This is a genomic window from Streptosporangium sp. NPDC023825 (assembly GCF_040639575.1).
Lineage (GTDB): Bacteria > Actinomycetota > Actinomycetes > Streptosporangiales > Streptosporangiaceae > Streptosporangium.
In genome coordinates, this window is sequence record NZ_JBFAAE010000014.1 from 82,416 (window position 1) to 102,896 (window position 20,481).

A 20,481-nucleotide genomic window follows, 5' to 3' on the forward strand; every position below is an offset into this window, starting at 1 on the left:
CGGCGTACCCCGCCGGCCCCGCCGGGCTCGCCGCCCGGGCCGCGGACCCCGCCGGAACGACGCCGGTTCCGCGGGTCAGAGACGGCTCTGCGACAGCCAGCCGAACCCGCCGAGACCGCTCGCGGCGATGAGCTCCGCCTCCTCCGAGGCCCTCGCGAGGGCCTGCAGGTAACCGCGAGGGTCGTTCCTGGCCTGCTCGACCGGCGGGCGGCCTCCGGTGATCCCGAGAGCGCGCAACGCCTCGCGCTGCGTGGTCAGCGCCGTCGTGACGGCTCCGGCGCTCTCGCCGGAGGCCGCGCAGGCGTCGAGCGCCACGTGGGCGGTGATGTCGCACGAGCCGTCGGGCACGGGCGCGACCATCGCCCCGTCCCGGTAGCCGGCCAGCGTGCCGTACGGCGGCCGGTCGTCCAGGGCGTGGGAGTAGTCGATCGCGATCGCCCGGCCGCGCGCCAGCCGTACGATCACCGACGCCCAGGCCCTGTCGCGCGGCCTGCCGATCTCGGCCCGCTCCCCGATGGCCCGCATCGGCCACCATCGGTCCAGCCAGGCGAGATCCGCCTCGGAGGGCCTGCCACCGAGGCGCTCCTCACCGTCGGTGACGTTGACCATGACCAGCCGGGGCCCGTCTGCCGTCTGCTCCGCGATGTCGACCGGCACGTTGTCGAGCCACTCGTTGGCGATCACCAGCCCGTGGATCCCGTCCGGCGCGGCCCTCGACCAGACGATCTCCCCGGGCAGCGACGGCGGCCGGGGCGCCAGGTCGACCGCGGTCACGCGCAGCCTCGACCGGAGCGCGGGCGGCGCCGCGGCGAGCACACCCGCCGCCAGCTCGCCCTCACCGGCGCCGATGTCGACCAGGTCGAGCAGGTCGGGGCCGCCGAGCGCCTCGTCGGTCGCGGCCAGCTCGCGCAGCACGGCCTCGGCGAAGACAGGGGAGGCGCCGACCGAGGTCCGGAAATGGCTGGAGGGGCGCTCCCGGATGTAGAAGCCGCTTTCGCCGTAGAGCGCATGCTCCATCGCGGCACGCCAGGTGAGCCACACGCTCTCAGACGCTACCCGCCGGGGCGGGGGAACGAGATCGACTCGCGCTGACGCTTCGAGTGAATGCATGACTACATTCTGTCACCGGTTTGCGCGATCGTTGTCGACGTCGTGTCGGCGCGGCGCCGGCTGGATCGCCGCGTGGGCCGGGCCTGCGGGCTCTCCTGCGGGCCCGGTACGCTCCCGGTTCGCCCGCCCGGGACCCCTCGGGGAGGGCCTCGTCTCCGCTACCGACCGCTACGAACCCGCGTCTTGCCACAGTTGCGACGGCATGGCCCGTTACGCTGGTCAATCGGGCACGGAGCCCCACATGGTCGAAGGACGGGACGTCATGGACGCAGTCGATCGCCCGGCACGGCTGGCCGTCGGAGTGGTTGGAGCGGGCAGGGTCGGTTCGGCGCTCGGCGCCGCGCTCGTCAGGGCGGGGCACCGGGTGGTCGCGGTGAGCGGGGTCTCCGACGCCTCCAGGGAGCGGGCGGTCGAGCGGCTCGGGCTCGCCCCCACCCGGCCGGAGGACGTGGTGGCCGGGGCGGACCTCGTCCTGCTGACGGTCCCCGACGACGTGCTGCCCGGCCTGGTCTCCGGCCTGGTCGAGACCGGCACCGATCTGCGAGGCAAGCTGGTGGCCCACACCAGCGGCGCGTACGGCCTGGCCGTGCTGAACCCGGCGATCAAGGCGGGGGCGCTGCCGCTGGCGCTGCATCCCGTGATGACCTTCACCGGCCGCGACGACGACCTGCGCCGCCTCACCGGGATCTCGTACGGGGTGACCGCTCCCGACCCGCTCCGCCCGGTGGCCGAGGCCCTCGTCATCGAGATGGAGGGCGAGCCGGTCTGGATCGCCGACGAGGACCGGCCGCTCTACCACGCGGCCCTGGCCCAGGCGGCCAACCACATGGTGACGCTCATCGCGGAGTCCTCGGAGCTGCTGGAGAAGATCGGTGTGGAGCAGCCGGGCCGGATGCTCGGCCCGCTGCTCGGCGCGGCCCTGGAGAACGTGCTGAGGCTCGGCATCGCCGGGCTCACCGGCCCGGTGGTGCGCGGCGACGCCGGGACCGTCCGCAGGCACGTGGACGCGCTGATCCTCGCCGCCCCCGAGGCGGCGGACGCCTACGTGGCGCTCGCCAGGCTCACCGCCGACCGGGCACTGGCGGCCGGGCTGCTCAAGCCCGAGGCCGCCGAGCGCCTCCTGGACGCCCTGGGCGGCAACATATGGACCTGAGGGGCCCGAAGGCGTGCGGAGATCGCCCTGGGAGGCGATGTACGGCCTGAGGGGACCGGGGGACGTACGAGATCGTCCTGGGGAGGCGGAGTACGGCCCCGGGGGCTCCCGTGCCGACCCGGTGCCCGCCCCGGCGACCCGATCCGGTTAGCTGATCCGGTGAGCCGAATCCGCCCGGCGAAGGGAACCGGCGGATTCCGACGACCGTCATTCCTCTCCGGCCCGGGAGCCGGAGCACCCCCGGGAGGTTCCAGTGATCGTGGCGGACGACCGCGCAGGGCTGCTCAAGGCCCGTGAGGCACTGGGGATCGGCGCGGGCGCCTCCTCCGGCTTCGGCGGGGGGAACACGCTGGCGCTCGTGCCGACCATGGGCGCGCTGCACGAGGGGCACCGCTCGCTCATCCGGCTGGCCCGCGAGAGGGCCGCGCACGTGGCGGTGAGCATCTTCGTGAACCCGCTCCAGTTCGGGCCCACCGAGGACTTCTCCCGCTATCCCCGTACGTTCGACGCCGACCTCGAGGTCTGCGAGGCCGAGGGGGTGAGCGTGGTGTTCGCTCCCTCGGCCGGGGACATGTACCTGCCGGACAGGCAGGTCGGGGTCTCCGCGGGCGGGATGGGCTCGGTCGTCGAGGGGGAGTTCAGGCCCGGCCACCTCGACGGCGTGCTGACCGTGGTGCTGAAGCTGTTCAACCTGGTCCAGCCGGACGTGGCGGTGTTCGGGCAGAAGGACGCGCAGCAGCTCGCGGTGATCCGCAGGATGGTCGCCGACCTGAACCTGCCGGTCTCGATCGTCGGTGGGCCCACGGTCCGCGAGCCGGACGGCCTGGCGCTGTCCAGCCGCAACCGCTACCTGTCGCCGGACGACCGGGTGACGGCCCTGGCCCTGTCGCGCGCCCTGACGGCGGGGGCCGGGCGGCGCGCGCCCGCGGAGATCCGCCGGGCCGCGCTCGCCGTCCTGGAGGCCGAGCCGTCGCTGGCGCTCGACTACCTGGTCCTGGTCGACCCCGCGACCTTCGCGGCGGTCGGCGACGACCACGCGGGTGAGGCGATCCTCGCGGTGGCCGCCAGGGTGGGGTCCACCAGGCTGATCGACAACGTCACGCTCGACGTCCGCTGACTCCCGGCCGCTCGCCGGCGGGAGCCGGTGAGCGGTGACCGGCTCCCGCCGGTGAGCGGTGAGCGGCCCGTGGGAGCCGGTGACCGATGGGCGGCCGGCGGCGAGCGGTAACCGGTGAGCTGCCGCGTACGTTCCCGAGCTGCGGTGATTTCAAGGTTCGGGCGAAATGTCCTACCCCGGGGAACAGCCGCCGCGGAGGCCGCGTTATCGTCACACTGACGAAATCAACAGCCTCTAATGAACCCCGCGAGGAGGCGGCTATGAGCATCCCGGCCATTCCCCAGAGGTTGACCGCTCCCGCTCCGGGCTGGACGGTACGGGCGGACGTGGTCGTGGTGGGCTCCGGCGTCGCCGGCCTCACCCTGGCACTGCGGTACGTCGCCCTCGACCCCGGGGCGAAGGTTCTGGTCGTCACCAAGGACGTCCTGTCGTCCGGCTCGACCCGCTGGGCCCAGGGCGGCATCGCCGCAGTGCTCGACCCGCGGGACACCCCCGAGGAACACCTGTCGGACACGCTCGTGGCCGGAGTCGGACTCTGCGACGAGGAGGCCGTCCGGACCATGGTGACCGAGGGGCCCGACGCGCTGCGCGACCTGATCGCGGTGGGCGCCCGGTTCGACACCGACGCCTCGGGGGCGCTGCAGCTCACCAGGGAGGGCGGTCACCGCCGCGACCGCATCGTGCACGCGGGCGGCGACGCCACCGGGGCCGAGGTGCAGCGGGCACTCGTCCAGGCCGTCGCGGCGTCGGGGATCGAGGTGATCGAGCACGCGCTCGTCCTCGACCTCCTCAAGGACGCCGAGGGCCGTACCGCGGGAGTGACCCTGCACGTCATGGGCGAGGGCGAGCGCGACGGGGTGGGCGCGGTCACGGCGGGGGCCGTGGTGCTGGCCACCGGCGGCATGGGACAGGTCTACGCCGCCACCACCAACCCCGTCGTCTCCACCGGCGACGGGGTGGCGCTCGCGCTGCGCGCGGGCGCCGTCGTCAGGGACCTGGAGTTCGTCCAGTTCCACCCGACCGTCCTCTGGCTCGGCGAGCACTCCACCGGCCAGCAGCCGCTGATCTCCGAGGCGGTCAGGGGCGAGGGGGCCGTGCTGGTCGACGCGGACGGTACCCGGTTCATGGAGGGCGTCCACGAGCTCGCCGACCTCGCCCCCCGCGACGTCGTGGCCAAGGCGATCATGCGGCGGATGCGCGCCACCGGCGCCGACCACGTCTACCTCGACGCCCGTCACTTCGGCGAGGAGAAGTGGCGCACCCGCTTCCCGACGATCCACGCGGTCTGCCTGGAGCACGGCATCGACCCGGTCACCCAGCTCGTCCCCGTCGCGCCCGCCGCCCACTACGCCAGCGGCGGCGTCCGCGCCGACCTTCGCGGCCGTACCAGCGTGCCCGGCCTGTACGCGTGCGGCGAGGTCGCGTGCACCGGCGTGCACGGCGCCAACCGGCTGGCCTCCAACTCCCTGCTCGAAGGCCTGGTCTTCGCCGGGCGCATCGCCGCCGACATCCACGCGGTACGGACCGCCCGCGGCGGGAGCGCGACGCGGCCGGTCGCGGGTGAGCCGGTCCCCGACGACCGGCCCACCGGCCTGATCGACCCCAGGGCGCGGACCAGGATCCAGGGGCACATGAGCCGGGGAGCGAGCGTGCTGCGCGGCGAGGAGTCCCTGGGCGAGGTCGCCAGGGCCCTGCTGAACCTCAGGTGGACCCCGGTGGCGGTGGAGCCGTGCACCGAGTCCTGGGAGACCACCAACCTGCTGACGGTCGCCTCCGCGCTCGTGGCGGCCGCCCGCGAGCGCCGGGAGACCCGGGGCTCACACTGGCGTGAGGACTTTCCCGAGCGCGACGACGACTGGTGGCTGGGCCACCTCGACACCACCCTGACAGCGGAGGGAACCGCCATGACGTACGTACCGCACGGGCGGCGCGCGACCGCGCTGCCGCTCCAGGTGGAGAACGACCTGGTCGAGGCGGGCCTGGACCCGGCGGCGGTGACCGCGATCCTGGAGGCCGCCGCGGCCGAGGACCTGCAGGAGGCGGGCGACGTCACCAGCCTCGCCACCATCCCCGCCGACCAGACCGCCACCGCCGACGTGGTGGCCCGCGAGGACGGCGTGGTCGCGGGGCTGGCCGTGGCCGAGGGCGCGTTCTCCCACCTCGGCCAGGGCCGGCTGGTGGCCGAGCGCAAGGTCAAGGACGGCGAGCGCGTCGCCAGGGGCGACGTGCTGATGACCGTCACCGGTCCCACCAGGGACCTGCTGACCGCCGAGCGCACCGCGCTCAACCTGCTCACCCACCTGTCCGGCATCGCGACCCTCACCGGCCGCTGGGTCCTGGCCGTCGAGGGGACCGGGGCCCGGATCAGGGACAGCCGCAAGACGCTGCCAGGACTGCGCGCCCTGGAGAAGTACGCCGTCCGGTGCGGCGGCGGAACCAATCACCGGATGTCGCTTTCGGACGCCGCGCTGATCAAGGACAATCACGTGGTGGCCTCGGGCGGGGTCGCCGAGGCGTTCCGCGCGGTCCGCGACGCCTACCCCGGCCTGCCGATCGAGGTCGAGGTCGACCGGATCGACCAGATCGAGCCGGTGCTGGCCGAGGGAGCGGAGGAGATCCTGTTGGACAATTTCACCGTCGAGGAGCTGGCGCGGGCCGTACGGCTGGTCGCCGGCAGGGCACGGCTGGAGTCCAGCGGGGGACTGACCCTCCAGGTCGCTCGTGACGTGGCCGAAACAGGTGTCGACTACCTTGCCGTGGGCGCGCTCACGCACTCGGCGCCGGCGCTGGACATCGCCTTGGACCTTCGGGGGAATTGATGCTGCTTGCCATCGACGTCGGCAACACTCACACCGTTCTCGGGCTCTTCGAGGGCGAGGACGTCATCGAGCACTGGCGGATCGCCACGGACGCCCGGCGCACGGCGGACGAGATCGCCGTCGTGCTCCAGGGGCTGCTCGGGCAGTCGCCACTGCTCAAGGGCGCCGACGTCAACGGCATCGTGATCTGCTCCACCGTCCCCTCGGTGCTCAACGAGATGCGCGAGATGTGCCGCCGCTACTACGGCGACGTGAACGCGGTGATCGTCGAGCCCGGCGTCCGCACCGGGGTGCCGGTACGGATGGACAACCCGAAGGAGGTCGGCAGCGACCGCATCGTCAACGCGCTGGCGGCCATCCAGCTGTACGGCGGGCCGTGCGTCATCGTCGACTTCGGGACCGCCACCTCCTTCGACGCCGTCTCCGCCAAGGGGGAGTACGTCGGCGCGGTGACCGCCCCCGGCATCGAGATCTCGGTGGACGCGCTCGCCGCGGCCGGGGCGCAGCTGCACAAGGTGGAGCTGATCCGCCCCCGCTCGGTGATCGCGAAGAACACCGTCGAGGCACTCCAGGCCGGCATCATCTACGGCTTCGCCGGCCAGGTGGACGGGATCGTCGAGCGGATGGCGGCCGAGCTCGCCGTCGACCCCGACGACGTCACCGTGGTCGCCACCGGCAGCGCGGCGCCGCTCGTGGTCAGCGAGGCGCGCTCTATCGACATGCACGAACCCTGGCTCACGCTGATCGGCCTGCGGCTGATCTACCATCGCAACGCCCCCTGAGAACGCCCCTGCGGGAGCCGCGGCACGGAGGAGGCGCCTCTCCCCGCGCCGCACGACCGGTTCCGGCGCCGCACGACCGGTTCCCGCGCCGTGCGACGGGCTTCCGCGCCGCACGACCGGCGAACTCACGGGGTTCGCCACATCGGTACCCTTTGGAACTGTGACCGATGACGTGACGAATCCCGCCGAGGATCTGCCCGAGCAGATGCGCGTGCGCCGGGAGAAGCTCGACCGCCTCCGTTCCGAGAGCGTCGACCCCTACCCGGTGAACTTCCCGCGCACCGCGACCAACGCCGAGATCCGCCAGAAATACGCTGATCTCTCCGCTGACACCGCGACGGGCGACAAAGTGGGCGTCACCGGCCGGGTGATGCTGTCCAGGACCGGCGGCAAGCTCTGCTTCGCCACGCTCCGCGACGGCTCCGGCGACCTCCAGGTCATGGTCTCCCTGGACAGGGTGGGCGAGGAGTCCCTGGCCGCGTGGAAGCGCGACGTCGACCTCGGTGACCACGTGGGCATCGAGGGCGAGGTCATCACCTCCCGCAGGGGCGAGCTGTCCATCCTCGCCGACCGCTGGGCGATCACGTCGAAGTGCCTGCGCCCGCTGCCGGAGAAGCACGCCGGGCTCACCGACCCCGAGGCGCGGGTCCGCCAGCGCTACGTCGACCTCATCGTCAACGACGAGGCCAGGAAGATGGCCCGCACCCGCAGCGCCGTGGTCCGGGCCGTGCGCGACTTCTGGCACGAGGAGGGCTACCTGGAGGTCGAGACGCCGATGCTCCAGCCGATCCACGGCGGAGCCACGGCGAGGCCCTTCAAGACCCACATCAACGCGTACGACATGGAGCTCTACCTCCGCATCGCGATCGAGCTCTACCTCAAGCGGCTGGTGGTCGGCGGTCTGGAGAAGGTCTTCGAGATCAACCGCAACTTCCGCAACGAGGGCGCGGACTCCACCCACAACCCCGAGTTCACGATGCTGGAGGCGTACGGCACGTATCTCGACTACAACGACATCGCCGACCTGACCCAGCGGATGATCCAGAGGGCCGTGCTGGCCGCACTCGGCCACTCCGTGGTCGTCCACCAGGGCCAGGAGATCGACCTCGGTCTGGCGAAGTGGCCTCGGATCACCCTGTACGGGTCGGTCTCCGAGGCGCTGGGCGAGGAGGTCACCACCGAGACGCCCCTGGAGCACGTCCGCAAGCTCGCGGACGCGCGAGAGATCCACTGGGACGCCAAGTGGGGTCAGGGCAAGCTCGTCCAGGAGATCTTCGAGGCCCTCGTCGAGCACACGCTCGTCCAGCCCACGTTCGTCATGGACTATCCGCTGGAGACCTCCCCGCTGGCCCGCACCCACCGGGACAACCCGCTCCTCACCGAGAAGTGGGACCTGATCGGTTTCGGCACCGAGCTGGGCACCGGCTACTCGGAGCTGGTCGACCCGGTCGAGCAGCGCCGCCGCCTCACCGAGCAGTCCCTGCTCGCCGCGGGCGGCGACGTCGAGGCCATGCAGCTTGACGAGGACTTCCTCACGGCCCTGGAATATGCGATGCCGCCCACCGGCGGCATGGGGCTCGGCATCGACCGCCTCGTCATGGCCTTCACCGGCAAGAACATCCGCGAGACCATCCTGTTCCCGCTGGTCAAGCCGACCGGCTGAATCCGGCGGGCGGCGCGCGAGGACGTTATCCCCGTACGGTGGCACCGGGCCGGGCACCACGGCCCGGTGCCACCGCCATGAGGGGCGGCGTCGCCCGGCGACGGCGAGCGGCGACGGCGGGTCCCCGGGCGGAGGCGGCGGGTCCCCGGCCGTGCGCGCGCCGGGGACGAGGCCGGACGCGATCCCTGCCGACCCCGGTCACCGCTCGGGCTCGGGGCGTGATCCGGCCGGGATCCCGTGGGGCGCCGGGCCGGGAGAGCGCCCGAGAGCCTGGTCGGCCGTACCGGGCGGCGCCGCGCCGCCCCCTCCGCCGACCCGCGTCCCGGGCCTTCCCGGGCCGTCCCGCGCCGGTGGACGCGAGCCGGAGCACGAGCCGCGCGGCCGGGTCGCGGTGGAGCGGTTCCCCGGCCGTCTCCGGGCCGTTCCCCGTGCGAGCGCCCCGGGGTCCCCGAGCGAAGCGCCCTCACCGACCCTCACGGGTCGGGGTGGTTCCCCGCGGAGGCGGCCGAGGCGCCCGGGCGCACCCGGCGGGTGGGAGACGGCCGTTGAACCCATGATCCCGCGCAATATCGGACGCATTTCCGTATGGTGCAGAAATCCCTTTCCAGTAGGGCCAATATCGCCCGGACGTTCCGTCGTCGCCACGTGGCACTTCGCGAATGCCGCAAAGCTCCACTCTTGACCCTCATATTTCCGCGTTATCCGTGGTGTGCCGTCAAGGCGGTGAGGACATGGTCGCCGGGAAGAGATCAATTTTTCCCGAGAAATGCGGGCGGGCCGGATCCCCGAGGGGGCGGCTTCGGGGTGCCCGGCGGGGCGGCGGTTCCGGCGAAACCTTGTTCTGCCAGGACTTCGGTCGTCGCAGCCAGGGACGCCTGCCGGCTCGTGCCTGGGCTTGATCATGACATAGCCGCAAAGGCACTGACATATCATGAGTACTTCACGTAGCGCCTGCTATGTCAATACTGGACGCACGCTATGAAGAGTGGAACTTGACGACCTTTGAACAAGGCGTTTACCGTTCCTGGCGGACGGTATTCATTTCCGGCGTCTCGCACCCGGTTTCCAGAGTGGGGGGAGTGACTCTTGATGGCATATCCAGAAGTGGATTCACGCCATGGCGACAGCCCCCTGGGCATGAGCGATATCGGTCTCAGCGACGACGACCTCGTGCTGCTGGCCGAGCTCGCCAAGGGTGTCACGGTCGATCGGGTAGGGCGTCGCCTCGACATCAGCGGCCGGACGGTCAGGCGCAGGCTCAGGGGCATCTGCGACCGCATCGGCGTCGCCACGGCGATCGAGGCCGTGGCCTGGGCGGCCCGCCGCCGCCTGATCTGACGCACCGCCGCGTGTCCGGCAGGTCGGGCCGGACACGCGTGCGGGCCGGACACGCCCGCGGACCCGGTCGCCGACGCCGGTTCAGGCGGCGATGCGGACGCCTCCGACGAAGGGCCGGTTGTCGATCGTGGTGATGTGGACGACGTCACCCGTCTGGGGGGCGTGGACCATCAGGCCCGCGCCGATGTAGATCCCGACGTGGTGCAGGTCGCTGTAGAAGAAGACCAGGTCGCCGGGGCGCAGCTCTTTCCTGGATACGTGGGTGCCCGCGGTCCACTGGTCGCCGGTGTAGTGCGGCAGGCTGATGCCGACCTTCTGGTAGGCCCACATGACCAGGCCGGAGCAGTCGAAGGAGTTGGGCCCCTCGGCGCCCCAGACGTACGGCTTCAGCTGCTGGGTGAGCGCCCAGCGGGTGGCCTCCGCGGCCTTGCCGCTGCCGACGATGGGCACGTTCGTCTTCACCCGGGCGCCCCTGTTGCTGACGGCCCTGGTGCGCACCTCGCTGAACAGGTCGCTCTCGACCCGGTCGACCAACCGCTCGATCTTGGTCCGGTTGCCGTCGATCTCCGCCAGAAGCTTCTTGACCTCCGCGGTCCTGGCCTTGGCGCTGGCCTGGGCCCGCTCGGCGGCCTCGATCGCCCGGCTCACCTGGGCGACCTCCTCGCTCTGCTGCTGCTGGAGCGCGTAGTTGGTGGTGGCCTGGTCGAGGAAGGTGTCGGGATCGGTGGCCTGCGTGAAGGCGAGCCCGGAGTTCAGGCCGCCCGACATGTAGGTGCTCTGCGCCAGGAGGGTGGCCTTGGTGCGACGGGAGGCCAGCTCGGACTCGCTCGACGCGAGGGTCTTCTTGGCGCTCTCGGCGGCCCGCTGGGCCTGCTTGAGCTTGACCCGCTCGCCGTTGTAGCGCTCCGCGAGGACGCCGATCTCCTGGTGCAGCTTCTCGGCCTGTTTGGCCAGCTGCTGGAGGCTGGGCTCGGGGTCCGCGGTGGCGGCCACCAGCGGGGTGCCGAGGGTCAGGGTGGCGAATGCCAGGCCGACGACCGCCATGCGACGGCGCAGCCCTCGCGGCGCGCGTCCTCGAGCGCGGGCCTCGTGGCCCGAATGCTTTCCTCCGCGGTCGCGCGTGCGCTTCACCAACAGGCTCCTCTCCTCGGCCGCCTACCGGGTTAGCTGACGGGTTCGGGCCGGAGGCAGCCCTACCGGGTGCGCCGGTGGCACTCGGATTCACCCCGGAGGACGTGGTGGGTCCCCGGTTCCCCCGCGGGAGATTCGGCGGGTCAGGCTTTTTACGTCTCTGACATCGAGCACGGAGATTAGTGCACCCGTGGTTCCTGCTCAACCAGAACTGCGAATTCAGTAGAGGTTTCGCAACCGAGGTGTCACGAAAAGATCACACCTCAAAATGATCAACATGGCCATTACGCTGCCTTTGCTTCTCGTGTGACGGGTGTGGCGGAGGTCTTCCCAGGTCCGGGACCGTGCCAAAGGTGAGCTGCGGCACATGAGAGGTGCCGCACACCGAGAGTGGTAAAGCGACTGCCAAGGGTCATGTGCGGTCTTCGAGCTGCGAGTTAAGGGTGAGCCGTAATTGAAGACCGGTGAGGACGTACGCTGAACGGTCATGGAGCAGCTTGCTGAGCATTCTCCCGTGCCGGCCGTTCGCGCCTCCGGCGACGGGGAGCGGCGCGCCGGGTCCGCGGGGGCGGAGCGGGGTTCGCCCGGGCAGGGGGCGGGCGCCGAGATCACGGTCCGCCGCGCCCGCACCCAGGACGTGCGGGCCGTCAGGCGGCTCGTCGACACCTACGGCGGTGCCGGCCGGCGCCTGCTGGAGAAGGCCACCGTCACCCTGTACGAGGACGTCCAGGAGTTCTGGGTCGCCACCGACGCGGAGGGGGAGGTGATCGGCTGCGGGGCCCTCCACGTCCTCTGGGAGGATCTGGCCGAGATCCGCACCGTCGCCGTCGATCCGACCCGCAGGGGAATGGGAATCGGCCACCGGATCGTCTCCGCGCTCATTCGCACGGCCGCGGAGCTGGGCCTGCGGCGGGTCTTCTGCCTGACCTTCGAGGTCGAGTTCTTCGCCCGGCACGGATTCCGGGAGATCCAGGGCACGCCCGTCGCCCCGGAGGTCTACGCCGAACTTCTCGCCTCCTATGACGAGGGTGTGGCGGAGTTCCTCGAGCTGGAACACGTCAAGCCCAACACCTTGGGAAACACCCGGATGCTGCTGCACCTGACACGCGAGCCCGACTCTGGTGACTTTAGAGCTGACTGATCGGAAAGGTGACTGTTGATACCTATGTCGATACCTTGTGCAGCAGCATGCATGTGCGTCTGACATTTGCCACATGCGCAGTCTAAGTGAGGTGACGCGGTGAGCACCGGACAGCCGCCGTATCCACAGGATGATCCCGACCGCGATCGCACACCGTCGGGGCAGCCGGATTACGGACAGTACAACGCGGGTCGAGCCCCTGGCGAACTCGACCCTGACGTGACAGTCGTGGGGTACAGGTCGGAGGCCTCACAGCCGAACACCGGCCCAGGGCAGAGCCAGCCCGGATACGGCCAGCAGGGCGGGACCGGCGCGTACGGGCAGCAGCCCGGATACGGCCAGCAGCAGGGTTACGGCCAGCAGCCCGACTACGGGCAGCAGGGCTACGGCCAGCAGCAGGGGTACGGCCAGCAGGGCGGGACCGGCGCGTACGGGCAGCAGCCTGGATACGGCCAGCAGTCCTCCCACGAGCAGCAGGGCTACGGCCAGCAGCAGGGGTACGGCCAGCAGGGCGGGACCGGCGCGTACGGGCAGCAGCCCGGATACGGCCAGCAGCCCGGTTACGGCCAGCAGTCCTCCCACGAGCAGCAGGGCTACGGCCAGCAGCAGGGGTACGGCCAGCAGCAGGGGTACGGCCAGCAGCCCGGATACGGGCAGCAGCAGCCCCAGCCGGGCTATGGCCAGCAGCCCGACTACGGGCAGCAGCAGTACGGCCAGCAGCCCGGTTACGGCCAGCAGTCCGACTACGGGCAGCAGGGCTACGGCCACCAGCAGCCCGCGTACGGGCAGCAGGGCTACGGCCAGCCCTACGGCGGTCCTCCCGGGGCTCCCGCCCCGCTCGCCGAGTGGTGGCAGCGCCTGCTGGCGAGGATCATCGACGGGATCATCCTGGTGATCCCGCTTCTCATCATCAACGCGGTGATCGCCGCCATCGTCGTGACGCCCTTCGCCTTCAACATGGAGACGGGTGTCTCCACGGGGGGGACCGGCTACGTCCTCGCCGCAATCCTCAGCTCGCTGCTCACCGGGGCCATCTATGTGGCCTACGAGTTCTTCATGCTCAGCCGGGGCGGGCAGACGGTCGGCAAGATGGTCATGGGCATCAAGGTCGTGCCGGTCGGCGGGGCCCTGCCGCCCGGTGGGCTCAGCTCCAACGTGGCGCTCAAGCGTGCCGGTGTGCTCTGGGGGCCCTACGCCCTGTACGGAGTCCCGGTCCTGACATACGTGGCCAGCATTTTCTACCTCGTGAACATCCTGTGGCAGCTGTGGGACAAGCCGCTGCATCAGACCCTGCACGACAAGGTGGCCGAGACGGTCGTCGTCAAGATCAAGTAGTTCCCCGAATAACGGGGCCGGCGGTTGAACCGCCGGCCCCGTTTTCGCGTACAGGCAAGAAAACGAGGGGCGTTAGGGGCACCGTATGGGTCCCGGGGCCCGGGTCACGGAAGGGCAAAACCATTTGCCACGCCCCGGGCAACGCGGGGGAACTTATGACCGAGTCTCGCCCCGCGCGTCGGAATATTCGCGTACGGTGCCCACAACGGGCTCACCGGCGCCCGTGGGTCTCCTATGAGGCGTCAATGCCGGATCCGCCGCCGTCGGGGGTTCGCGCACTACTCACCGAATGGTCGATCCGTCGTGCCTCCGGCATCCTCGGCGATCCCGTGCCGGATTCTCTTCTTCGCCTTCCGCGGCGCGTTCGGGACGGCCGGTGAAGGCCTTCTTGCGGATCCGGATCGGGGACGCGTGGTGTTGGCGGGGTTGTCCTAGGGGCCCATCGTGTTTGGTGGTTATACGGTCTACGACTATGTACTCCGTGCCAGAGCGGGTCGTACTCTTGGCGAGAAAGTGTTGAAGATCCGTCTTGTTCCATACGCTTGCGTCACATCGGCTCACACCGGGGTGATGAAGCGAGCGACTCTCCGTCCGGGCGTTCCGCCGACGGAGGGCATTCCCGTGACGAACCCGCTCGCGGCGATCTCCGGCTCCACGGCAAGGTGCCGTTCGTCCCGGCGGGCCAGCCCTCTCAACAGGGGTTTCGTCGCGATGAGGTCGATGGTGCGGCGGCCGGGAACCCAGCGGGCATTGGTATTACGGAGACGGCGATGATCACCAGATCGCCCTGTCGGTTTTTCCTCGCGGCTTTACGACCGCAACCGGTAAGGCGGCTGGAGAGAAGCATTAGGCTGGAGAGAGACGGACATGGTCGCCCCTGCTGACACGTGTCGCCGGCCGGTGGCGCTATGGTCATCTGTGGGCGGTTCCAGACCGATCGGGCGTGCCTGCGCGGCCCAGGAGTCGTCGCCACATTTCCATGGTCCCCAGAAAGCCACCACGGTGCGGAGCGAGGACGAATGTACGACGTATTGTCCGCGTTGATACCCCCGGCGATCGTCGGCGGGGCCTTCATCTTCGGAGTCGTCAAGCTACTTCGGAGTGAAGCCGCCGGCCGGCGTCCGGCAAAACGGCCCGGCCCGGAGTCGCAGAAGAGCTGATCCACAGGAGGCTCGACTGCGAGTCTCGGTTGCCTGTGAGAATCGCCGGGCTCCTGGAATTGCCGCTCTTCGATCGCGGGTATATGTTTAGCTTGCGAATGAAACAATACCCGCGAAAGGATTGTGTAGATGGCCAAGCAGATCCAGGAGATTCTCATCGACGACCTCGATGGGGGCGAGGCCAATGAGACTGTCGCCTTCGCGATTGACGGCACCAGCTATGAGATTGACCTGAGTGACGTTAACGCGAAGAAGCTCCGTGACTCCCTGTCGCCTTTCGTGCAGAGCGCCCGCCGGTCCGGCGCCCTGGCTCCCCGTCGCCGCCGTGCAGGCGGAGCGCGGGCGCTTACGCGAGAGAAGAGCGCCGACATCCGGGCGTGGGCGAAGTCTCACGGCCTCAATGTCAGCGAGCGCGGTCGAATCGCCTCCAAGATCGTCGAGCAGTACGAAGCGGCTCACTAGATCGGTGCAGCAGATCGAGTGAATCATGCGGTTATGGCGGTCACGGTGGGGTCCGGTGGCGGCCATGACCGCATGATGCGTTTCGCCGACAGACAAACGTCGTTCGCTTGCGGCGTAGCGGGAACATCCCACCCCTCGTAAGTAGTTGGATGGAGGGTGAACGCCCTGCTCTCGGGGAACGTCTTCTGCATAGAGCGGTCGCCGGGTCGGGGCTACCATGCGGGATGACAGGGCTCGGATATCCCGGACCTGCCTGACCGCTCTGTGAGGAGCGACGAGATGTTCGAGAGGTTCACCGACCGCGCACGGCGGGTTGTCGTCCTGGCTCAAGAAGAAGCCCGGATGCTCAACCACAACTACATCGGTACGGAGCACATTCTTCTTGGCTTGATCCATGAAGGTGAAGGCGTTGCCGCCAAGGCTCTGGAGAGCCTCGGCATCAGTCTTGAAGGTGTGCGTCAGCAGGTCGAGGAGATCATCGGCCAGGGTCAGTCTGCGCCGTCGGGGCACATTCCGTTCACCCCGCGTGCCAAGAAGGTCCTTGAGCTGTCGCTCCGCGAAGCCCTGCAACTAGGACACAACTACATCGGCACCGAGCACATCCTGCTCGGCCTCATCCGTGAGGGCGAGGGCGTCGCCGCCCAGGTGCTGGTGAAGCTGGGAGCCGACCTCAACCGGGTCCGGCAGCAGGTCATCCAGTTGCTCCACGGCTACCAGGGCAAGGAGCCGGCCGCCGCGGGCGGCCCGACCGAGGCCGCGCCGTCGACCTCCCTTGTGCTGGACCAGTTCGGTCGCAACCTGACCCAGGCCGCCCGCGAGGGCAAGCTCGACCCGGTCATCGGCCGGGAGAAGGAAATCGAGCGGGTCATGCAGGTCCTGTCCCGCCGGACCAAGAACAACCCGGTCCTGGTGGGCGAGCCCGGCGTCGGCAAGACCGCCGTCGTGGAGGGCCTGTCCCAGAAGATCGTCAAGGGCGAGGTGCCGGAGACGCTCAAGGACAAGCAGCTCTACACCCTCGACCTGGGCGCCCTGGTGGCGGGTTCCCGCTACCGCGGTGACTTCGAGGAGCGGCTGAAGAAGGTCCTCAAGGAGATCCGCACCCGAGGCGACATCATCCTGTTCATCGACGAGCTCCACACGCTCGTCGGCGCGGGTGCCGCCGAGGGCGCGATCGACGCCGCCAGCATCCTGAAGCCGATGCTGGCCCGAGGCGAGCTGCAGACCATCGGAGCCACCACCCTCGACGAGTACCGCAAGCACCTGGAGAAGGACGCGGCGCTCGAGCGGCGCTTCCAGCCGATCCAGGTGGCCGAGCCCAGCCTCAGCCACACGATCGAGATCCTCAAGGGCCTGCGCGACCGTTACGAGGCACACCACCGCGTCTCCATCACGGACGGCGCCCTGGTGGCCGCGGCCCAGCTGGCCGACCGCTACATCAGCGACCGGTTCCTGCCCGACAAGGCGATCGACCTCATCGACGAGGCCGGCTCGCGCATGCGCATCCGCCGCATGACCGCGCCGCCGGACCTCCGCGAGTACGACGAGAAGATCGCCAACGTGCGGCGCGACAAGGAGTCCGCGATAGACGCGCAGGACTTCGAGAAGGCCGCCGCGCTGCGCGACCAGGAGAAGCAGCTCCAGCTCAAGCGCGAACGCCGCGAGAAGGAGTGGAAGGCCGGCGACATGGACGTCGTCGCCGAGGTCACCGAGGAGCTCATCGCCGAGGTCCTGGCGACCGCCACCGGCATCCCGGTCTTCAAGCTCACCGAGGAGGAGTCCCAGCGGCTGCTCCGCATGGAGGACGAGCTGCACAAGCGGATCATCGGTCAGGACGACGCCATCAAGGGTCTGTCCCGCTCGATCCGCCGTACGCGCGCCGGTCTGAAGGACCCGCGCCGTCCGGGTGGCTCGTTCATCTTCGCCGGCCCGTCCGGTGTCGGTAAGACCGAGCTGTCCAAGGCGCTGGCCGAGTTCCTGTTCGGGGACGAGGACGCGCTGATCATGCTGGACATGTCGGAGTTCATGGAGAAGCACACCGTCTCCCGCCTGTTCGGCTCGCCTCCCGGCTACGTCGGGTACGAGGAGGGCGGGCAGCTGACGGAGAAGGTGCGGCGCAAGCCGTTCTCGGTCGTCCTGTTCGACGAGATCGAGAAGGCCCACCCCGACATCTTCAACTCGCTGCTGCAGATCCTGGAGGACGGTCGCCTGACCGACGCCCAGGGCCGGGTGGTCGACTTCAAGAACACCGTCATCATCATGACGACGAACCTCGGCACCCGCGACATCTCCAAGGGTCAGGGCGTCGGCTTCGCGAAGAACAACGACGCCGAGTCCAACTACGACCGGATGAAGTCCAAGGTCCAGGAGGAGCTCAAGCAGCACTTCCGGCCGGAGTTCCTCAACCGTGTCGACGACATCGTGGTCTTCCACCAGCTCACGCCGAAGGAGATCATCCGCATCGTCGACCTGATGCTGGCCCAGGTGGGCCTGCGTCTGAAGGACCGCGACATGGGGATGGAGCTCACGCAGGAGGCCAAGCAGCTGCTGGCCGACCGTGGCTACGACCCGGTGATGGGCGCCCGCCCGCTCCGTCGTACGATCCAGCGCGAGCTGGAGGACACCCTGTCCGAGAAGATCCTGTACGGCGAGCTCCGTCCCGGCCAGATCGTGAAGATCGGCATCGAGGGCGAGGGCGAGAACGCGAAGTTCACCTTCATCGGTGAGAACGCGCCGGTCGACCAGGTTCCCGACTCGGCCGCCGCCATCGCGGAGCCGATCCAGAACTAGGACCGGCCGGGCATGGCCTGATCAAGCAGGGAGCAGACCCCGCAGTGAGGAGACTCACTGCGGGGTCTGCTTATTTGTTACCAAAGACGGTATCTCGCCACGACAGGTAGTACTACACTCTGTAGAGCGAGTTCGGTCGATCCCACCCAGATGATCTCAACGTTGTACGGACTGCGGTGAGAGCGGTATCGAGGTCAGCCCAGCGACGTACCGAGGAATCAGCTCCGGGAGTGACGCGGAGGTCGGTGCCCGCGCGGGATGCTTCGGACGACCGGGTCGGGCTCCCGGCAGGCGTCGACGACCGGCGCGGGGCCATCGGGACGCTTACACGGAAAGCACGCCTTGGAGGCACGCATGCGTTTACGGCACGAGGACGGGACGCTCGTTCACCTGGCCTACAACGCGGGCGTGCACCCCGCCGAGGATCTGGAGAACCTCATCGCGCACCTGACGCGGTACGCGGTGCCGGTGCGCAAGCGCCTCGGGGTGGAGCGCATGGGGGTCGGCCTCTGGCTCTCCCCGAGCGTCGCCGACCATCTCACCGCCGACAGGATCGAGCTGGTGCGCCTGCGCCGCTCCCTCGAGGAGCGCGGCCTTGAGGTCGTCAGCCTCAACGGCACCGGCGGCAGGAACCAGGAGGTCCCCGGTCCCGACTGGGCCAAGCCCGAGCGCTACCGCTACACGATGGCCCTGGCCAAGATCCTGGCCTTCCTGCTCCCGCAGGACGTCCGATTCGGGAGCATCTCCACCATCCCCATCGGCTGGCGCCGCGACTGGCCGGCCGACCTGCACTCGATCGCCTCGCGACGGCTGGAGCGCCTCGCCCGCGAGCTGCGCGGGCTGCACAGCGTCACCGGCAAGACGATCAGGGTCGGCTTCGAACCGTGGCCGGGGTGCGTGCTGGAGACCACCAAGCAGGCCCTCGACCGGGTGGGCGGCATCGACTCCGAGCATCTCGGGATCTGCCTGGACGCCTGTTACCTCGCGGGCGGCTCTGAGGAGCCCGGAGCGGCGCTGCGGGGCCTGGCCGACACCGGAGCCCCGGTGGTGAAGCTCGGCCACGTGCACAACCACATGGCCGCCGCCTGCCAGGAGCTGCCCAGCACCCGCCCGGTGCTGGAGGACACCCTCACCGCGATGCTCTCCGGCGCGGTGAACGGCACCGCGCACATCGAGGTGGAGACCCACGATCTGGCCGTGCCGCTGAGGACCAGGGGCCCCGGCGCCCTGGTCAGCATGATCGCCGAGGAGCTCGACTGGGCTCGCACCAGCCTCACCGCCCTCGGCCTGCGCCTCGCCGCCTGAGCTCCCGCGCTCGCAGGGCCCGGCCGGGAGACTCGCCGGGTCCGGCCGGGAGAGGGGCCGCGCCGTCTCGGCCCGGGGAGGCGGTGGGCGCCGTCGTCGTGGATCTCGGCCAGGTCGTCCGCCATCGGATCGTTCAGCCGGGGGGCGGTGGGCGCCGTCGTCGTGGATCTCGCTCAGGTCGTCCGCCATCGGATCGTTCAGCCGGGGAGGCGGTAGGCGCCGTCGTCGAGGACCTCGGCCAGGCCGTCCGCCACCAGGCCGTCGAGGGCGCGCTCGCGCTGCGGGGCGTCGTCCCAGACCACGTCGAGAGCCTCCTTCGGTACGGCGCCGTGGGCCTGGCGCAGCACCGCGAGGAGGCGGCCGCGGCACTGGCGGTCCGTGCCCGCGTACGTCTGGCCCTTGCGCGCCGGACCGTCGTAGGCCGGTTTGCCCGCCAGGCGCCAGGCGCACAGGTCGCTGATCGGGCAGTCGGCGCAGCGGGCGGCGCGGGCGGTGCAGACCAGGGCGCCCAGCTCCATGACGGCGACCGCCCAGACGGGGGCGCGGTCGGCGTCGGGGAGCAGCGAGGTGGCGAGCCGGCGCTCGGCGGGCGTGGTGGCCTTCGGCGGGTACTCCTGGCCGCTGACGGCCCGCGCCAGGACCCGCCGCACGTTGGTGTCGAGAACCGCGTGACGGCCCTGGAAGGCGAAGCTGGCGACCGCGGCGGCGGTGTACTCGCCGACGCCGGGAAGCGTCAGCAGCGCGTCGTGGTCGGTGGGGACCTCGCCGCCGTGCCGGTCGGTGATCGCGCGGGCGCACGCGTGCAGGTTCAGTGCCCGGCGGGGGTAGCCGAGGCGGCCCCAGTGGCGTACGGCCTCGCCGGGGGACTCGCGGGCGAGCGAGGCGGGCGTGGGCCAGCGTTCCATCCACTCGGTCCAGACGGGCAGCACCCTGACCACCGGAGTCTGCTGCAGCATGATCTCGCTGACCAGGATCGACCAGGGGGAGGCGCCGGGCGTCCGCCAGGGAAGGTCACGGGCGTTGCTGGCATACCAGTCGAGGATGGGTTCGAGTAAGCGGTTCGACTCGGGCACCTTTCGACGATAGTGGGGCCCCGGGCCCTCTTGGCCCGTCTTCACCTGCCTTCACCCGTCCCCGCCCCGTGTCCGGCGGCCGAAACAGGCCGGAAGCGGCGGGTC

The 20,481-nt window shown here is 70.1% G+C and carries 14 protein-coding genes and 1 riboswitch; of the genes, 11 read left to right on the top strand and 3 right to left on the bottom strand.

Annotated elements, in window-relative coordinates:
* Window positions 1-75: 75 nt before the first annotated feature.
* Window positions 76-1,041, bottom strand: a complete 966-nt coding sequence (locus AB0G15_RS15415; RefSeq protein WP_362839476.1) for an SAM-dependent methyltransferase — start codon at window positions 1,039-1,041, stop codon at window positions 76-78.
* Window positions 1,042-1,372: 331 nt separating this feature from the next.
* Between AB0G15_RS15415 and AB0G15_RS15420 the strand changes: the two genes are divergently transcribed.
* From AB0G15_RS15420 to AB0G15_RS15445, 6 genes are all read left to right on the top strand, one after another.
* A complete protein-coding gene (locus AB0G15_RS15420) occupies window positions 1,373-2,263 on the top strand; it encodes a DUF2520 domain-containing protein (protein ID WP_362839479.1) in 891 nt (296 codons plus the stop codon).
* Between the two features lie 301 nt (window positions 2,264-2,564).
* A complete protein-coding gene (gene panC / locus AB0G15_RS15425) occupies window positions 2,565-3,380 on the top strand; it encodes a pantoate--beta-alanine ligase (protein WP_362839676.1) in 816 nt (271 codons plus the stop codon).
* Between the two features lie 260 nt (window positions 3,381-3,640).
* Window positions 3,641-6,199 carry an L-aspartate oxidase gene (locus tag AB0G15_RS15430; protein WP_362839483.1) on the top strand — a complete coding sequence of 853 codons (2,559 nt, stop codon included), beginning with the start codon at window positions 3,641-3,643 and terminating at the stop codon, window positions 6,197-6,199.
* Window positions 6,199-6,981: a type III pantothenate kinase gene (locus tag AB0G15_RS15435; RefSeq protein WP_350972521.1), complete on the top strand. Its 783-nt coding sequence runs from the start codon at window positions 6,199-6,201 to the stop codon at window positions 6,979-6,981. The genes AB0G15_RS15430 and AB0G15_RS15435 overlap by 1 nt, the downstream gene beginning before the upstream one ends.
* A 160-nt stretch (window positions 6,982-7,141) precedes the next feature.
* Window positions 7,142-8,644: a bifunctional lysylphosphatidylglycerol synthetase/lysine--tRNA ligase LysX gene (lysX, locus tag AB0G15_RS15440; RefSeq protein ID WP_362839486.1), complete on the top strand. Its 1,503-nt coding sequence runs from the start codon at window positions 7,142-7,144 to the stop codon at window positions 8,642-8,644.
* Window positions 8,645-9,781: 1,137 nt separating this feature from the next.
* Window positions 9,782-9,982 carry a LuxR C-terminal-related transcriptional regulator gene (locus AB0G15_RS15445; RefSeq protein WP_030905642.1) on the top strand — a complete coding sequence of 67 codons (201 nt, stop codon included), beginning with the start codon at window positions 9,782-9,784 and terminating at the stop codon, window positions 9,980-9,982.
* Window positions 9,983-10,063: 81 nt separating this feature from the next.
* Here AB0G15_RS15445 and AB0G15_RS15450 read toward each other — a convergent pair whose 3' ends face one another.
* Window positions 10,064-11,026: an NlpC/P60 family protein gene (locus AB0G15_RS15450; protein WP_362839489.1), complete on the bottom strand. Its 963-nt coding sequence runs from the start codon at window positions 11,024-11,026 to the stop codon at window positions 10,064-10,066.
* A gap of 92 nt (window positions 11,027-11,118) precedes the next feature.
* A riboswitch (cyclic di-AMP (ydaO/yuaA leader) is annotated at window positions 11,119-11,264 on the bottom strand.
* A 336-nt stretch (window positions 11,265-11,600) separates the two neighbouring features.
* Here AB0G15_RS15450 and AB0G15_RS15455 point away from each other — a divergent pair.
* The 5 genes from AB0G15_RS15455 to AB0G15_RS15475 all read left to right on the top strand — a co-directional run bounded on the left by AB0G15_RS15455 (window position 11,601) and on the right by AB0G15_RS15475 (window position 19,303).
* Complete coding sequence (locus tag AB0G15_RS15455; RefSeq protein WP_362839492.1) at window positions 11,601-12,254, top strand: amino-acid N-acetyltransferase; 654 nt, start codon at window positions 11,601-11,603, stop codon at window positions 12,252-12,254.
* A gap of 228 nt (window positions 12,255-12,482) precedes the next feature.
* Window positions 12,483-13,589, top strand: a complete 1,107-nt coding sequence (locus tag AB0G15_RS15460; RefSeq protein ID WP_362839494.1) for an RDD family protein — start codon at window positions 12,483-12,485, stop codon at window positions 13,587-13,589.
* 1,289 nt (window positions 13,590-14,878) lie between these two features.
* A complete protein-coding gene (locus AB0G15_RS15465; protein ID WP_012895497.1) occupies window positions 14,879-15,211 on the top strand; it encodes an Lsr2 family protein in 333 nt (110 codons plus the stop codon).
* Between the two features lie 279 nt (window positions 15,212-15,490).
* Window positions 15,491-17,998, top strand: coding sequence for an ATP-dependent Clp protease ATP-binding subunit (locus AB0G15_RS15470; protein ID WP_344744009.1), 2,508 nt, complete (start codon window positions 15,491-15,493; stop codon window positions 17,996-17,998).
* Window positions 17,999-18,352: 354 nt separating this feature from the next.
* Window positions 18,353-19,303, top strand: a complete 951-nt coding sequence (locus AB0G15_RS15475; protein WP_362839497.1) for a TIM barrel protein — start codon at window positions 18,353-18,355, stop codon at window positions 19,301-19,303.
* A 197-nt stretch (window positions 19,304-19,500) separates the two neighbouring features.
* Here AB0G15_RS15475 and AB0G15_RS15480 read toward each other — a convergent pair whose 3' ends face one another.
* Window positions 19,501-20,376: an A/G-specific adenine glycosylase gene (locus AB0G15_RS15480; protein WP_362839500.1), complete on the bottom strand. Its 876-nt coding sequence runs from the start codon at window positions 20,374-20,376 to the stop codon at window positions 19,501-19,503.
* Window positions 20,377-20,481: the final 105 nt, after the last annotated feature.

Bases quoted from the DNA above. Each gene is read 5' to 3' on its own strand.
- AB0G15_RS15420 (WP_362839479.1), top strand. From the start codon at position 1,373: ATGGACGCAGTCGATCGCCCGGCACGGCTGGCCGTCGGAGTGGTTGGA.
- AB0G15_RS15430 (WP_362839483.1), top strand. From the start codon at position 3,641: ATGAGCATCCCGGCCATTCCCCAGAGGTTGACCGCTCCCGCTCCGGGC.
- AB0G15_RS15435 (WP_350972521.1), top strand. From the start codon at position 6,199: ATGCTGCTTGCCATCGACGTCGGCAACACTCACACCGTTCTCGGGCTC.
- AB0G15_RS15445 (WP_030905642.1), top strand. From the start codon at position 9,782: ATGAGCGATATCGGTCTCAGCGACGACGACCTCGTGCTGCTGGCCGAG.
- AB0G15_RS15450 (WP_362839489.1), bottom strand. From the start codon at position 11,026: ATGGCGGTCGTCGGCCTGGCATTCGCCACCCTGACCCTCGGCACCCCG.
- AB0G15_RS15455 (WP_362839492.1), top strand. From the start codon at position 11,601: ATGGAGCAGCTTGCTGAGCATTCTCCCGTGCCGGCCGTTCGCGCCTCC.
- AB0G15_RS15465 (WP_012895497.1), top strand. From the start codon at position 14,879: ATGGCCAAGCAGATCCAGGAGATTCTCATCGACGACCTCGATGGGGGC.
- AB0G15_RS15470 (WP_344744009.1), top strand. From the start codon at position 15,491: ATGTTCGAGAGGTTCACCGACCGCGCACGGCGGGTTGTCGTCCTGGCT.
- AB0G15_RS15475 (WP_362839497.1), top strand. From the start codon at position 18,353: ATGCGTTTACGGCACGAGGACGGGACGCTCGTTCACCTGGCCTACAAC.